This is a genomic window from Streptomyces sp. NPDC015346 (assembly GCF_043078785.1).
In the GTDB taxonomy this organism is placed as follows: Bacteria; Actinomycetota; Actinomycetes; order Streptomycetales; family Streptomycetaceae; genus Streptomyces.
Genome location: NZ_JBIBTW010000003.1, coordinates 301,524 through 316,530, shown reverse-complemented (window position 1 = coordinate 316,530; position 15,007 = coordinate 301,524). Strand labels below are relative to the sequence as shown.

Below are 15,007 nucleotides of genomic sequence, written 5' to 3'. Positions count from 1 at the left end.
ACGTCGTCGCTGCCCGCCGGCTTCGCGTCGGCGTTCAGCGTGCTCAGACCGGCCGGTGCGCAGCAGCCGTCGCCACGCCATGCCCCCCGGGCTTCCTTGACCGCGATCGCCGCTATGACGAGCGCCGCTATCGGATCCGCCCATGACCAGCCGAGCGTGGCATTGGCGACCAGGCCCAACAGCAGCACGGCCGACAGATAGGTGCACAGCAGCGTCTGCTTGGAGTCCGCGACTGCCGATGCCGAACCCAGCTCACGACCGGCCTTGCGCTGAGCGGCCGACAGGAACGGCATGACGGCGAGCGACAGGGCCGCCAGAACGATGCCCGGGATCGACGACTGCGCCTCCCCACTGCCCCTCAGCGCGCGGATCGCGTCCACTGCCACGAAGGCAGCAAGTGCGAAGAACGAGACCGCGATGATCCGCAGCGCCTTCTTCTCGCGCTCTTCCCGAAGTGCGTGCTCGCGAGCGGAGAACTGCCAGGCCACTGCCGCGGCCGAGGAGACCTCGATGATCGAGTCCAGGCCGAAGCCCACCAGAGCGGAGGACGATGCGATCGTTCCCGCGGTGAGGGCGACGATCGCTTCGACCACGTTATAGGCGATGGTCGCCGCGACCAGCAGCCGTATGCGGCGTGCCAGGACCTCTCGTCGCGCGGGTACCGGTCCGAGGGATAAGCCGGCGGCCATCAGCAGCAGCCCTTCTCCTCGGTGTCGGGGCAACTGCTGTCCGCGGCGACAGCCAGCACCGCCTGACGGAGGTCGTCCAACGCGTGTCCCAGCCGGGGGTCAGCGAGTTCGTACCGGGTGCGGCGGCCCTCGGGTACGGCCACGACCAGCCCGCAGTCGCGCAGGCACGCCAGATGGTTCGACAGACGTGTGCGAGAGATCCCGAGTTCGTCGGCGAGGTCGGAAGGATAAGCGGGAGCTGCACGCAGGGCGAGCAGCAGACGGCAGCGGATCGGGTCGGCGAGGGCACGGCCGAACCGTGCCAGCACCTCGATGTCGGTCGCGAGATTCAGCACAGCCAAAACGATACATGGGATCCTGAATTCAGAGAAGCGTGGATAGTCGGTTTCCGGCTACGGCCCGCCGGGGGCCGGAGCCACTCAGTGGTCGTGCGACGCATCCCGATGGACAGGCCCGTGCGGGCCTTCGCAGTGCGGGGCCGGGCTTGCGCCGCCGCCGCGGGTGGTGAGTTGGAGGACTCGCTCCGGCTGATGGTCGACCTGGAGGGTTGTGTGCGTGATGCCGTAGTCGCGGCGGACGAGGTCCTCCAGGTCGCGGCGCACCGCATGGCAGTCGCCGTCCGGCTCCACAAGGACATGGGCGGACAGGGCCGCCTCCTGGGAAGTGATCTGCCAGATGTGGAGATCGTGCACCTCGGTGACCGAGGAGTGAGCCGTCAGTTCGTCGCCGAGCCGCTCGGGGTCGACATGGGCGGGGGCAGCCTCAAGGAAGATGCGCCCCGAGTCGCGGAGGAGGCCGTAGCCGGCCTTGAACATGAGCGCGACGACGATCAGCGTGGCGATGCCGTCGGCGCGGGCGAATCCCGTGGTGACGACGATCAGGGCGGCGATCGCGGTTCCGATGAACGCGAAGAGGTCGTTGAGGATGTGCTGGTAGGCGCCTTCCACGTTGAGCGAGGAGCGGTTGGCGCGGGAGATGCACCACGTGGCGGCCACGTTCACAGCGATTCCGGCCAGCGCGGTGATCAGCATGAGACCGCCATTGACCTCGGGCGGTTCGATGAGTCGTTCGGCTGCCTCATAGGCCAGCCAGGCGCCCAGCAGGATCAGTGAGAGCCCGTTGGCCTGCGCGGAGAGAATCTCCGCACGCTTGAGGCCGTAGGTGTATCCGCCCTTGGCCGGCCGCTTGGCTATCCGCATGGCGATGAGCGCCAGGGCGATGGCCACGGCGTCGGTGAGCATGTGGGCGGCATCGGAGATCAGTGCCAGCGACTGGGCTACGAAGCCGATGACCACTTCGACCGACATGAAGCCGACGATCAGCGCGAGCGCGATCGAGAGCCAGCGCTTGTCCGTGTCGGCGGTCACGCCGTGGTCATGACCGTGTGAGCCGTGATCGTGCGGCTTACTCCCCATGGTTCCCCCTCGCTTCGAAAGTCTCCGGCCTTTCGCCCGCGAAGTGAAGCGCACATTGGAGGAATACGCAAAGGCTGCAATGAAGTCGGAAATCACCCCCGTTAACGAGCCGTTGACCTGCGGCTTCATAATTCAGACGGTACATTCCGATTGGGATCGGGATCGGTTTTCGACTTCACTCCGCACAGGCAGGCGCACCTGGAAGCCCCATGTTCGTCATCGACCACGGCATGCCCTGCCCTGCCCTGCCCTGCCCTGCCCTGCCCTGCCCTGCCCTGCCCTGCCCTGTCCTGCCCTGACGGTTGCGGTCGACCGGATGCGTTCCGGGGCGCGCTACCGATGCTGGAAGGGATTGAGGATGGCTCCCTTCCGTCGGGGTAGGCGCTGCGGTGACACGCCCACGACAATTCGGAGGTTCGTGCAATGGCGGCGCGCCATGAAGTCCGGCGGCGAGGACACGCAGAGCCGGCAACCCCCGAAAAGGGCAGTTCTTGTAAGGAGCGGTACACCAAGGAAAGGCGGTTGACTGACCGTGAGCACCATTGAGCACCCCACCAGGCCCCAGGGCAAGGATGACTCGGTTGGGGCGCTGGTGACGCAAGCGTCGCAGCAGTTGTCGCAGCTGGTGCGTGAAGAAATGCGCCTGGCCCAGGCGGAGATGGTCCACAAGGGCAAGCGGTTCGGTATCGGCGGCGGGCTGTTCGGCGGCGCGGGCATGGTGGCGTTCCTCGCGCTGCAGGCCCTGGTGGCCGCGGGAATCGCTGCGCTGGCCCTGGTACTCCCGGTGTGGGCGTCGGCGCTGATCGTCTGCGGCGTGCTGCTGGTGATCGCCGGCGCCCTGGCCCTGGCAGGTAAGAAGCAGGTCGCCCAGGCCACCCCGCCCACGCCCGAGCGGGCGATCGACAGTGTCAAGGCCGACGTGGCCGAGATCAAGGAGAAGGCGCACCGATGAGCGACAAGCCCCAGTCCCAGTCCCAGTCCCGTGAGCAGGCCCCTACACCCGAGGAACTGCGCGAGAAGACCGAGGCCACACGCGAGCGGCTCGGGCAGACGGTGGAGGCTCTGGCCGGCAAGGCGGATGTGAAGGCACAGGTTCAGCACAAGACGACTGAGGCAAAGGTGCAGGTGCAGCAGAAGGCAGCGCAGGTCAGGGAGAAGGCGGCCCAGGCCGCGAAGGTGGCGCAGGACAGGCTTCCCGACCCGGTCGCTGAGAAGGCCGCCCAGGCCAAGGAACAGATCACCCAGTCCGCGGCCACGGTGGCGAGCACGTTCCGGGAAAAGACCCCGGAAGCGGTCACCGAGAAGGCGAGTCAGGTCACGCGGGCCGCGCGCCGGCGTCGCGGGCCCTTGGTGGCGGTGGCCGCCTTGGTGCTGCTGGTGCTGGTCAAGAAGCGCCGCGACAGGGGGCACCGGTGAAAGCGTCCAAGATCGCGTACAAGCCCGTTGGCCTGGCCCTCGGGGCCGCCAGCGGCATGATCGCCGGAGCGGCGTTCAAGCAGGCGTGGAAGATGCTCGGGAATGATGACGATGCCCCCGACGCAACCGATCAGGACCGCAGCTGGCAGGAAGTCCTGCTCGCCGCGAGCCTGCAGGGAGCGATCTTCGCCGCCGTCAAAGCCGCCGTCGACCGGGGCGGCGCCGTCACGCTGCACCGCCTGACCGGCACCTGGCCCGGCTGACGCGTCCCGTCACCGTCGACGGTACGGGAATCCCGGCGCCGCCAGGGACCCCCTGGCGGCGCACCGGAGAAGTCCGGCAGACCGTCCCCGTCCGCACGACGAGGTCCGCATCGAGCGTGAGCGGCATCCGCCTTGCTGGTAGCCGGGCCCGACCCCAGGGGCGGACCCGCGGGCTGCGCATGAATCGGGGCACGGTGCGTAGGTGTGAGGGTATGGAGTGTGTGATCTATCGAAACGACGGCAGTCCGCAGGCCCCTGAAGTGGTGGAGGGCAGCGAGAGCGTACTGAAGCGGCTGCGGGATGCGCCGGAAGAGACGTTCGGGTGGATCCGCCTGGCCGATCCTTCGGCACGGGAGGTGGAGGCGCTGGCCGGTGAGCTGGGCCTGCATCCCTTGGCGGTGGAAGACGCCGTACAGGCCCATCAGCGGCCCAAGCGCGAGCGCTATGGGGATGTGCTTTCCGTCGCGCTGAAGACGTTGTGGTACGTGGAGGAGACCTCGCAGGTCGAGTCGGGCGAGGCCATGATCTTTCTCGGCCCGAACTTCGTCCTCACCGTCTGCCACGGACAGGCGGACCCCGCGGCCGAAGCCGCCCGCCGACTCGACCGCGACCCGGCCCTGCTGGCCTTGGGCCAGGTGGCGGTGCTGCACACGGTCCTGGACGTGGTTGTCGACGCCTACACCTCCATCGCCGAGGAAGTGCGCGGTGATCTGACCGGCCTGGAGCGCCGGGTGTTCTCCCCGGCGCGCGAAGACGTGATCGAAGAGGTGTACTCCCTCAAGCGGGAGGTCCTGGAATTCAGGGATGCCGTGCAGCCTCTGGTGCCGGTGGTGCAGGACTTCGCCGGCCCGCGCTCCGGCTGGCCGGAGGAGGCTCTGCCGTACTTCCGCGACGTCGCTGACCACGTGCACCGCGCCGATACCGAGGCCCGGTCCCTGGACGAACTGCTCAACTCCGTCCTGGACGCCCACCTGGCCAAGGTGGGGACCTGGCAGAACGACGACATGCGCACCATCTCCGCCTGGGCCGCCATCTTCGCCCTGCCCACCCTCATCGCCGGCGTCTACGGCATGAACTTCGCCCACATGCCTGAACTGGAATGGACCTACGGCTACCCCCTGGCCATCGCCGTGATGGTCAGCGCGTGCACCCTGCTCCACCGGGTCTTCCGCCGCAACGGGTGGCTGTAACTCCGAGCCTTGAGACGCTGCTGTCACCCACCCGTGCTGGTCGCTGCGGTCTGTGCGGGCAGGGTGGGGAGAGGGCTGGTACAGGAGGCGCAGCGGCGTGCCTGCGTGAGTACGGGGCCGAGGCATTCGGGGCACTCGCACCCAAGGACCGCCGCCGGGTGTTCAGCTGACGCCGACTCCACGTAACGGCCGCACCGGACCAGCGCAGGGCCCCGTCCCTGTTTCGCCCCGAAGCAGATCGACCCTGCTCAACCACCGGCATGGGCAACGCCGGCGGGCAACCCGTGGGGGCAGTTCCCCCCGGCGGATGCCTCGGGGACACGCATCCGCCGCAGCAGATCACGGGTGAGGCGGCGGTCGACCGTGGTGCGCCAGGTGACGCCGGGATACCGGGAGCGCAGATGCGAAAGAGCTCTCGTACCCAGCCCGCTGTCGCGGAACGGTTCGTCGAGGACCACGTCGGTGATCACGCCCTCGGCACACCGACCGCATGCTTGGTAGGTCACTCGCCCGACCACCTTGCGGATGTGTACCAGCAGGAGACAATCCTGACCCGCCCCTTCTGGGGCGGGAGCCGGCAGCAGTTCGATGTCGCGATAGGCCATGAGCCGGCGATGCCACCTGCCCCAGCGCCGTCCAGAGCGCCGGTGCCTTCCCCCGGCCCGCCGGTGCGACGGGCCGGCCCTCAGGCCAGGCGACCGGCCGTGCGCGGTACTCATGGCAAACGTCTGGTTTCCCTGCATGTATGAGCACGTGCCCCGATATCAGCGACCAATTCTGCCCCTGCCATCAACACTGGGCCAATCAGGCCGACATGGAAGTCGTCCCCGACGCATCGCGGGCGACCGGGCCACCACGCGCCACCCGCCACCCGCCACCCGCCACGGCGAGGACCATCCGTCACCCCTTCAGCTTCCGCAGCTGCGCGGCCAGCGAGGCGATCGCCGCAGGGTTGCGCGGGCTCTCCACCAGCTCCACGTAGTCGAGGACGACGATGCGGTCGTGCTTGATCGCCGAAACGCCCGCGAGCGGCGGGTAGGACTTCAGGAATTCCTTCTTCTGCTCCGCACTGACGTCCCCGTAATCATTGATGACGATGACTTCCGGGTCCCGCTCGACGACGGTCTCCCAGCCGACCGTCGTCCAGCTGTCCTTGAGGTCCTTCATGACGTGGTCACCGCCCGCCTTGGTGATGATGTCGTGCGGCCCCGCGTAGACACCGGACGTCAGGGGCCTGTCGCGGCCGGCGTCGTAGAGGAAGACACGCGGCCGGTCGGCCCCCTTCGGGGCCTTCGCCTGCGCTTCGGCCACCTGCTTCTGGAAGGCCGCGATGAGGGCTTCCGCACGGTCCTCGACGTCGAAGAGCTTCCCGAGATTCCGCAGATCGACGTAGAGCGCGTCGAGCGGCGGCATCACGCCCCGGGCCTTGTCCCGCCCGTTGCGGCAGGACTCGGTCAGCACGTACGAGCCGATCCCCACTCTCTCCAGCTCCGCGGGGGTGAATCCCTCAGCCTCGTTGAAGCCGTAGTTCCAGCCGGCGAAGACCAGGTCCGCCCGGGAGTCGAGGACGAGCTCCTTGTTGATCGTCTTCTTCGACAGCCACTTCGTCTTCTGGTAGGCGTCCTTCCAGGGGACGGAATCGAGATCTCCCTTGTCGTCGGGCATGACGTAGCCCGCCATACGGTCCTCCAGGCCGAGCGCGAACATGATCTCGGTGATGCCGACGTCATTGGTCACCACGCGCTTCGGAGCCGCGTCGTAGGTCTTCTTCTCCCCGCAGTTCTCGATGGTCACCGGGTAGTGGCCGACCGCCTTGGCCGCGCCGTCCCCGCTGCCGGCGGAGGTGACCTCGGCACCGCAGCCGGTGAGGACGAGAGCCGCGGCGAGCACGAGAGCGCCGGGGCGTACGAGAGCGGCGGGGCGTACGGGAGAGGGCATGGATGGCTCCTTACGAGGCGGGGCGAGCGGACGGGAGTCGGTCGAAGAGCAGCTGCAGGGCCCCGGATTCGGGGTGCGGCACGCGGTGCGCCCGTACGCCGAAGACCTCGGCCAGCAGGTCGGGGGTGAGCACGTCGTGCGGAGCGCCGGAGGCGACGATCCGGCCGTGCTGGATCACGTACAGCAGGTCGCAGTGGACCGCGGCCAGGTTGAGGTCGTGGAGTGCGGTGAGCACGGTGAGCCGGCTGTCCCGCACCAGGGACAGCACTTCCAACTGCTGGGCGATGTCGAGGTGGTTGGTGGGCTCGTCGAGGACGAGCACCTGGGGCTGCTGGGCCAGCGCGCGGGCGATCAGGACCCGCTGCTTCTCCCCGCCCGAGAGCGTGAGGAAGCCGCGGTCGGCGAGGTGGGCGGCGCCGACCCGAGCCAGCGCGGCCTCGCATGCCCGCCGGTCCTCGGCCGTGGTGCGGGCAGCCGCGCTCTGGTGCGGCAACCGTCCCATCGCCACGACCTCGGTGACCGTGAAGTCGAACTCGGCGACGGACTCCTGGGGAAGGGCGGCCAGGCGCCGGGCGCCCTCACGCGCGCTCATCGCGTGCAGATCCCGCCCGTCGAGCCGGACCGTACCGGCGGTCGGGCGCAGCGCCCGGTAGACGCAGCGCAGCAGGCTGGACTTGCCGCTGCCGTTGGGTCCGACCAGCCCGACGAGCCGGCCTCCGCCCACCCGTAGGGTGACGTCCTCCACCAGCTTCGCGCCCGCGAGCTCCACCGTCAGGTCGTCGATGTCGATCCTCATCACGCGCCTCCGAAGCTGTACGAGCGGCGTCTCATCAGCAGGACGAAGCACGGCACGCCGATCACGGCGGTCAGGACTCCCACCGGAAGTTCGGTCGGCGCCATCACGAGGCGCGAGAGGATGTCCACCCAGATCATCAGCACCGCGCCCACCAGCGGTGCGACGGCCAGCACCCGGCGGTGGTCGGCGCCGACCAGCATCCGTACGCCGTGGGGAACCATCAGCCCCACGAAGCCGATCGCCCCGCTGACGGCCACGACGGCCCCGGTGACGGCCGCGGAGACCACGAAGAGCTCCTTACGGAGCCGTCCGGCGTCCACGCCCAGCGCGGCTGCCGTCTCGTCGCCCATGGCGAGCGCGTTCAGTCGGCGTGCCGACAGCGCGAGGTGGACGAGGCCGGCGAGCACGGCGCCGGCGGCGATGGGCAGGGAGGCCCAGTTGGCCCCGCCGAGGCTGCCGAGCATCCACATCATCGCGGAGCGGGCGGCCTCGCCGTGCTCGGCCGCGAAGACCATGAACGTGGTGACGGCCGAGAAGCCGTAATACATCGCGCTGCCCGTGAGGACCAGCCGCATCGGGGTCAGACCGCGAGGGGTGCGGGCGATCGCGTACACCAGCGTCATGGCGAGGAGCGCGGACAGGAACGCGGCGCTGGACAGTGCCCAGATGCCGAGCGCGCCCAGGGCGCCGAAGAGCAGGACGGCGTTGGCTCCGACGGCGGCGCCCGACGAGATGCCGAGGACGAACGGGTCGGCGAGCGCGTTGCGGACCATGGCCTGCACGGCGACGCCGACGGCCGAGAGCCCCGCGCCGACGACCGCGGCCAGCAGGGCGCGGGGGAAGCGCAGTTCCCAGACGATGGTGTACGCCGGCACCTCGTCCGCGGTGATCGCTCCGCCCGTCAGCCCTGACCAGAGATAGCGCATCACCTCGGCCCAGGAGAGTCCCGAAGCCCCGATCCCCGCCCCGCAGGCGAGCGAGACCACCAGCGCGACGCACAGGGCGACGAGGAGAGGCGGCAAGGGGACGCGTCGTGGCGGCGCCGGGCCGGTGCCTGTGCGGGGGGCGTCAGGCGGCGCGGCGATGCCGCTCTGTTCGACGGGTATGGCCACGGCGGATCGCCTTCGCCTCGGGCCGTGCCACGCGCCAGGGTGCGGCCGACGACGCGGTACGCCCGGCGCAGCGCCCTCTCGCAGTCCACGGCGAGTTGTCAGGAGCCTTCACCGCCGCGGGTAATCGGGCTCACGGAGTGACGGACCTGCGTACAGGTTCGTCACTCCGCCTACCGTTGCGGGTCAGCGCCGGACTTCGACCGGACTTCCCCCGCGGGGCGCCAGCAGCTTATCGCGCGCTCCTGGCGGTGCGCCGCCGGGGAAACCCGGCCCGTGACGAACCCGAGGCCCGCGGGCACATGCCGACAGCGCCCGCCGGGCCGGTCGTCCAGGGCGTCAGGTGGGTGTGTGGGCGGTTTCGTTCGTCGTGGTGCCGTCTTCGTCCTGGGCCTCCGACGCAGCGGGCTGTTGCGGAGCGGGCGGGGTGCGGACCAGCAGAGCGACCAGCACGGTCAGTCCGCCGAGTACGGCGCCGACGCCGAATCCCCACCGGATGCCCACGGCCAGGGCGCCGGTGGCATCGGCGCCCTCGGCTGCTGCCGTGGCGGCGTGTCCCGACATGACACTGATGACGAGGGCGGTGCCGGCGGCGGCCGAGACTTGTTGGAGCGAGCCCAGGATGGCGGACCCGTGCGCGTAGAGGTGAGGCGGCAGTACGGACAGCCCGGACGTGAAGATCGGCGTGAAGACGAACGCCATACCGACGCTCAGGGCCATGTGCAGGGCGAGCACCAGCCACGGTGAGGTGTGTTCGCCCGCGAAGGCGAACAGCGCGAGGCACAACGCTGTCAGTACGGCTCCGGGCATGACCAGGCGTGGTGCGCCGAGCCGGTCGTAGAGCTTGCCGACCTGCGGTCCGAGCAGGCCCATCGTCAGGCCGCCGGGGATGAGCAGCAGGCCGGTCTGCAGCGAGGTCAGGCCGCACACGTCCTGCAGGTAGATCGGCAGCAGGATGAACGCGCCCATCAGGCCCATGAACGCCAGGCACATCAGGACGAGCGCCACGGAGAAGTGACGGAATGTCAGGCTGCGCAGGTCCAGCAGCGGCGTGGACGAGCGCTGCAGTGACAGCTGTCGCCATACGAACAGGCCCACCAGCACGGCACCGGCCACGGTCGTGGCCGACGGCGGCAGGGTGTTCTGCTCCGCGTTCCCGGCGCCGAGCCCGCTCAGGCCGTAGACCAGGGCGCCGAAGCCCGCTGCCGCGAGGAGAACGGACAGCCAGTCGATCGGGCCGGCTTTCGGCTCACCGATGTTGACCAACCGGCGCAGGCCGAACAGGGCCATGGCTCCGGCGATGGGCAGCACGGCCAGGAACAACAGCCGCCATGACCCGAGTTGCAGCAGCACACCGGAGACCGCCGGGCCCAGGGCGGGTGCGACGGAGATGACGAGGGTGATGTTGCCCATGACCCGGCCGCGGTCGTGCGGGGGCACGAGGGTCATCAGTGTCGTCATGAGCAGCGGCATCATGACGGCGGTGCCGCTCGCCTGGATGACGCGGGCGGCCAGCAGCACAGGGAAGGCGGGCGCGGCCGCGGCCAGCGCCGTGCCGGTGAGGAACAGGGCCATGGCCACGCCGAAGGCCGTCCGAGTCGTCACGCGCTGGAGGAACCACCCCGTCACCGGGATGACGACGGCCATGGTGAGCATGAAGGCCGTGGACAGCCACCCAGCGGCCGCCGCGGTGACCTCGAACTCGCGCATGAGCCGCGGGATCGCATTGACCATGATCGTCTCGTTGAGGAGGACCACGAACGTGGACAGCACGAGAATCCGCAGCACGGCGGTGACGCGGGCGGGCGAGAGGGTGGGTGTTGCGTGTGGTGCGAGCATGGTGCCTTCCGTGAATGTGAGTGTCCTCCGCGGGGTGCGACACACTGACAGACCACGGCGGCGGGAAGAACTCATCGGTGTCACCCGATCCTGCCGGTGCCGCCGCCAAGGCTCAAACGATTTTGTTGGTTGTGGCCGCGCTTCCGTGATGACTACGACGTTCGACGTGGAGCGCTGACGGCAGAAAGCCGTGGGCTTACGGGACATGGACCGAGAAAAGCGCCCTGGACGGCCTCGGGTCGGAATCGTGCCGATCGCGGGCGCGCGGCCGGATCGCGCCTCGCGCCTCCGACGTCCACTGCTGCGTGGGGGCCAGACCCGTACGGCATCCGCCGTCCGCTATCGGAGCGTGAGCATCGCCTCGGTGACCTCGCCGACCGCCGCATCGGGGATCGCGATGGCGTGTCCCGTAGCTCATCTACCGGCCGACGCGCATTCTCCGCCAGGCGCTGCGGCCGGGAGCCTGTTCCCTGCGCGGTGCCCCCTACCTCGGCGGCCTTGTCGCCCACCAGCCCGGCACCTTCGCTTGCCGCCGCCGGAAGTCGCTCAACGCGACGACTGCAAGGAGATCTCCTCATTCTCCGGAGGACGAAGCTCGAGCGCCGTTCAACACCGAAATCAGCAGGGCCGCGTCTTTGTCGCCGGCGTCTGCCGCTCCGCGTAGGACCTTCCGGAGATAGGGCTGTTCGGCGGGGTCGGTCAGCACGGTCGCGAGTGCGATCGCCGCATTGGGGTCACCAGCTTCAGCGGCCGCCTTCCACTGCGCAGTGGCTTCCTCCTGGCGGCCGGCCTGGCGTAGCACGTCGCCGAGATGGAAGAGGGCTTCCTGGTGTCCTTCCGCTGCAGCCCGGCGAAAGAAGTCCTCGGCCTCGGTGAGGCGCTTCTGCCTCTTGAGGAGGAGTGCCAGGTTGTATAGGGCGCTGGTGATTCCGGCATCGGCGGCTTGCCGATAGAGCGGCTCGGCCAAGTCTGGACGGCCGTCGTCCCGATGAAGGTTCGCCAGGTTGAAGCAGGCACGGGCATCACCAGCATCGATCGCGTGGTGGTACCAGTCCGTTGCCCGGCGCATGTCCCCTTCCGCTTTCGCCGCGTTGGCCAGACAGAAGATCGCGTCCCCGTCTCCCATTTCGGCGGCCTGCCGTACCAACGGTTCCGCCTCGGTCCATCGGTCTTCCGCAAGCAGCAGCAGCCCCCAGTTGGTCAGGCCGCTTACGTCCCCAGCGTCGTACGCACGGGCATACGCGGCCTTGGCCTCGTCAGCTCGCCCGAGCTCGTCGAGGAGCACCCCGAGGTTGTACTCGGCGTCAGGGGCGCCGGCCAGGGCGGCGCTGCGCAGACACGACTCGGCGTGGGCGTACGCTCCCTGGTCCTTGAAGAGCAGCCCGAGATTGTTCCAAGCCTTCGCTTCGCCTCGTTCGCCCGACTTACGGTATGCCTCTTCTGCTTCGTCGTGGCGGCCTGTCGTGCACAGCAGGTTGCCGAGGTTCAGCAGGACCACGGCGTCCTCCGGGTCTGCTTGCGTCCGGTACACCTGCTCGGCTTCTTCGTATCGGCCCAGGCCGGCCAGGGTGACGCCCAGGTTGTTCGCGGCGCTGCTCAGGCCGACGTCGGCTAGCGATCGCCACAGGAAGACGCCGATGGAAGGGGCATGCCTGCTGGCATTGAGCGCCACCGTGAACATGTCGTCCAGATCGCCGGCCGCGCCGAGCGCTTGGAACCAAGTGAACGGGTGAACCATGACGCCCTCGTCGTCGGCCACGGCGGCCACGGCGGCCAGCTGAGGATGGGCCCTCCAGGTGTCCTCGCCCACAGGCAGCAGCATGCTGCTGACTCCTAGGCGCACCTTCCCTGCCCAGGTGAAGGCGTCGTCAGCTGGTTCGGGGCGTAGTGCGGGGCCGCCGCTGTCGGCGAGATAGGCCACGTGGGAGTCGAGGAGCAGCGAGGTGGGCAACGGGCCAGCGAGGCCGGCCCGGACGAGGTCGATACCTGCCCGGATCAGTGCCGCCCCCCGTGGCTGCCCGCCCGCCCGATCGGCCAGCTTCAGTTCCTGCCACAGCCATGGTCCGGCGGCCAGGCATTCGGCGACTCCGATGGCCGGGTCCACCCGTGCGGCGTGGACGACGCGTAAGTCCGACGCCTCAGCGGCACGCTGGCGTTCGGCCAGGCTCCAGCGCCGATCGAGCACCAGGGTTTGCATCTGGCGCAACACTGCCGAGCGATGCCAGTGCTCATGGGCCGACGCGTCGAGCGTGGCCAGGACGATGGCCCTCGCACGGCGCAATTCCCCGAGCCTCTGTGGCGTGAGGTAGCGGCCGTCCTCCAGAAAGCGGTGCAACTCGTCGAGCCACAACACGCAGGGCCCCTCCGCCGCGACGATGCCCGCGATCAGCAACGGGAAGTCGCCGTCCTGTCCTGGGCGCACGAAGCGGTGGCCGGGCAGTTCCGCGCACAGGGCTTCGTAGAGTGTGCGGGTCTTCCCCGCAGCGGAATCCCCCACGATCACGAGCGCTCCGCCCGACTCAGCCGTCGCTCGAATCCGAGCTCGCACCACGGGATCGATGTCACGCGCCACATAGGGAGGAATGTCGCCGCTCGCGGGCACAGCAAGGCCGGCATCGATAGGGCTGGTGTCCGCCACGCAAGGCCAGTTCAGCGGGGCAGCCAAGGGAACTTCTGGCTGGAACAGGGCCTCGATGGCCGGGTGCTGGTAGGACTTGGTGTTCAGCCAGTGCAGATCGTGGCAGTCCAAGGGGAAGGGGAAGCCGTCGCGGAGTCCATCGAACCAGTCCCACTCATTCGGTGTAAGACGGAGTGGTACGACGAGAGTCCACCGCGTGGGCTCGCCCTCAGCCGCTCGCTTCAGTGAGCGTTCCACCTGACGGCGCTGGGCCGGTCTCAGACGCCCCGTGAAGCCCTTCACCTGGAAGACATGCCGCCCACCTCCCGGCAGTCGCAGGACGGCGTCCTCCCCCCGGTCACCGCCAGAACCGTCAACATGCCTGAGGCCCGGATAGACCATGGCGAGGAGCATCGTCACGCCCTCTTCGAACGCCTGCCGTGCCCCGGCGAGCTCTTCCCAACGCGGCCGCACACCCATGGCCCCAGTCTGCTGCGATCACGATGAGGCGCACCGCTGGATCGCAGGATTCACCGATGATTCGTGGCCGGCACCGCACCACCACAACGTGCCCGACCCGTCAGGTCGGTGCCGGATCCCATGGTGGGCACGCGCACCCCGTCGCGCTGAACTATGGGGTCCCACGACATACGCCGGTGACCTGCGTGTTTCTACGGTGTGGCGACACGGAACGTCCCCGTGACGTGAACCCGTCGATCAGGCATCCGGCGACGGCGGCCCGTTCACGGGCCCAGGACGCCTGAGCAGCGCTGCCCATGCCCGCCCACGGGGACGCATCATGGTGTCAGCCGGCCGCCGTGGCCCCTGCTTTGGCAATGAGCAGGTCCAGCAGCGAGAGAAGTACACCGCGCACGTCGTCGCGAGAGCGAGCGTCGAGCATGAGGACGGGTGTGTTCGGGTCACGCAGATGCAGCGCCGCCCCGATCTCCTCGGCGGTGTACAGCTGCTCGCCGTGGAAGCAGTTCGCGCCGACCACGAACGGAAGCCCTCGGTTCTCGAAGAAGTCGACGGCCGGGAAGCTGCGGTCGAGGCGTCGCGTGTCGACCAGCACGATCGCCCCGAGTGCCCCGTTCAGCAGGTCGTCCCACATGAACCAGAAGCGCTCCTGGCCCGGTGTGCCGAACAGGTAGAGGACGACCCCGGCGTCGGTGAGCGTGATGCGGCCGAAGTCCATCGCGACGGTGGTGACCGCCTTGGACTCGATGCCGTCGAGGTCGTCGACGCCGACGCCCGCGCTCGTCAGCCGCTCCTCGGTGCGCAACGGCTCGATCTCGGAGGCCGTCTCGACCAGGGTCGTCTTACCGACGCCGAATCCCCCGGCGATGAGGATCTTGACGGGGTCCGCATCCTGGGCAGGGGTGTCATATCCGGGCAAGGTTGTCCCTGATTTTCATGAGCAGGTGGACATTGGTGGTCTCGGCACCTTCCAGTGGCGGCCGGTGTTCGATCAGCCCCCGTTCCGCGAGTTCGCCGAGAAGAAGCGTCATCGGAGTGAGGCGGATGTGCATCCGCGCCGCGATCTCGGCGACCGCCAGGCCGCCCGGCGGCCGGCACATGTCGAGGATGGCCTGCCACTCGGTGGGCAGACCGCCGTGGCCGTCCGCGGCGGCCGCCGCCGTGATCGTGGTGTCCATGGTGAGGACGGTGTGCGGCGCTGCCGTACGTCCATCGGTCATGGCGTACAGCCGCGTCCGGCGGCGGCCTCCCTGCTGCG

At 69.1% G+C, this 15,007-nt stretch carries 15 protein-coding genes and 1 riboswitch; of the genes, 4 read left to right on the top strand and 11 right to left on the bottom strand.

All coding sequences use genetic code 11. The features are described from left to right. The 3 genes from ACF06X_RS12355 to ACF06X_RS12345 form a co-directional block, all read right to left on the bottom strand. Positions 1-689 (bottom strand): cation transporter (locus ACF06X_RS12355; RefSeq protein WP_392287185.1); only part of this gene is annotated, 689 nt, incomplete at its 3' end. After that, positions 689-1,024 (bottom strand): ArsR/SmtB family transcription factor, encoded by a 336-nt coding sequence (locus ACF06X_RS12350; RefSeq protein ID WP_392287184.1) that lies wholly within the window; start codon positions 1,022-1,024, stop codon positions 689-691. The genes ACF06X_RS12355 and ACF06X_RS12350, both read right to left, overlap by 1 nt. Before the next feature lie 84 nt (positions 1,025-1,108). Continuing rightward, the gene (locus ACF06X_RS12345; protein ID WP_392287688.1) at positions 1,109-2,104 is read right to left on the bottom strand and encodes a cation diffusion facilitator family transporter; all 996 of its coding nucleotides are present in this window, start codon (positions 2,102-2,104) and stop codon (positions 1,109-1,111) included. A gap of 532 nt (positions 2,105-2,636) precedes the next feature. Between ACF06X_RS12345 and ACF06X_RS12340 the strand changes: the two genes are divergently transcribed. The 4 genes from ACF06X_RS12340 (at position 2,637) to ACF06X_RS12325 (ending at position 4,973) form a co-directional block, all read left to right on the top strand. Further along, positions 2,637-3,056: a phage holin family protein gene (locus ACF06X_RS12340; protein ID WP_392287183.1), complete on the top strand. Its 420-nt coding sequence runs from the start codon at positions 2,637-2,639 to the stop codon at positions 3,054-3,056. Next, entirely contained in the window at positions 3,053-3,520 is a 468-nt protein-coding gene (locus ACF06X_RS12335; protein WP_392287182.1) for a DUF3618 domain-containing protein, read from the top strand. The genes ACF06X_RS12340 and ACF06X_RS12335 overlap by 4 nt, the downstream gene beginning before the upstream one ends. Beyond that, the gene (locus ACF06X_RS12330) at positions 3,517-3,783 is read left to right on the top strand and encodes a DUF4235 domain-containing protein (RefSeq protein WP_392287181.1); all 267 of its coding nucleotides are present in this window, start codon (positions 3,517-3,519) and stop codon (positions 3,781-3,783) included. The genes ACF06X_RS12335 and ACF06X_RS12330 overlap by 4 nt, the downstream gene beginning before the upstream one ends. A gap of 116 nt (positions 3,784-3,899) precedes the next feature. Next, complete coding sequence (locus tag ACF06X_RS12325) at positions 3,900-4,973, top strand: magnesium and cobalt transport protein CorA (RefSeq protein WP_392287180.1); 1,074 nt, start codon at positions 3,900-3,902, stop codon at positions 4,971-4,973. A gap of 248 nt (positions 4,974-5,221) precedes the next feature. On the opposite strand, the gene ACF06X_RS12320 is transcribed toward ACF06X_RS12325, so the two are convergent. The 8 genes from ACF06X_RS12320 to ACF06X_RS12285 all read right to left on the bottom strand — a co-directional run bounded on the left by ACF06X_RS12320 (position 5,222) and on the right by ACF06X_RS12285 (position 14,969). Then, positions 5,222-5,578: an N-acetyltransferase gene (locus tag ACF06X_RS12320; RefSeq protein WP_392287179.1), complete on the bottom strand. Its 357-nt coding sequence runs from the start codon at positions 5,576-5,578 to the stop codon at positions 5,222-5,224. 295 nt (positions 5,579-5,873) lie between these two features. Further along, entirely contained in the window at positions 5,874-6,911 is a 1,038-nt protein-coding gene (locus tag ACF06X_RS12315) for an ABC transporter substrate-binding protein (RefSeq protein WP_392287178.1), read from the bottom strand. A 10-nt stretch (positions 6,912-6,921) separates the two neighbouring features. Further along, the gene (locus ACF06X_RS12310; protein WP_392287177.1) at positions 6,922-7,707 is read right to left on the bottom strand and encodes an ABC transporter ATP-binding protein; all 786 of its coding nucleotides are present in this window, start codon (positions 7,705-7,707) and stop codon (positions 6,922-6,924) included. Further along, positions 7,707-8,813, bottom strand: coding sequence for a FecCD family ABC transporter permease (locus ACF06X_RS12305; protein ID WP_392287687.1), 1,107 nt, complete (start codon positions 8,811-8,813; stop codon positions 7,707-7,709). The genes ACF06X_RS12310 and ACF06X_RS12305 overlap by 1 nt, the downstream gene beginning before the upstream one ends. Before the next feature lie 103 nt (positions 8,814-8,916). Next, a riboswitch (cobalamin riboswitch) is annotated at positions 8,917-9,064 on the bottom strand. Between the two features lie 91 nt (positions 9,065-9,155). Further along, a complete protein-coding gene (locus ACF06X_RS12300) occupies positions 9,156-10,655 on the bottom strand; it encodes a DHA2 family efflux MFS transporter permease subunit (RefSeq protein WP_392287176.1) in 1,500 nt (499 codons plus the stop codon). A 574-nt stretch (positions 10,656-11,229) separates the two neighbouring features. Further along, positions 11,230-13,752, bottom strand: a complete 2,523-nt coding sequence (locus tag ACF06X_RS12295) for a tetratricopeptide repeat protein (RefSeq protein WP_392287175.1) — start codon at positions 13,750-13,752, stop codon at positions 11,230-11,232. 325 nt (positions 13,753-14,077) lie between these two features. Beyond that, entirely contained in the window at positions 14,078-14,668 is a 591-nt protein-coding gene (locus ACF06X_RS12290) for an ATP/GTP-binding protein (protein ID WP_392287174.1), read from the bottom strand. Further along, complete coding sequence (locus tag ACF06X_RS12285; RefSeq protein WP_392287173.1) at positions 14,655-14,969, bottom strand: DUF742 domain-containing protein; 315 nt, start codon at positions 14,967-14,969, stop codon at positions 14,655-14,657. The genes ACF06X_RS12290 and ACF06X_RS12285 overlap by 14 nt, the downstream gene beginning before the upstream one ends. Between the last annotated feature and the right edge of the window lie 38 nt (positions 14,970-15,007).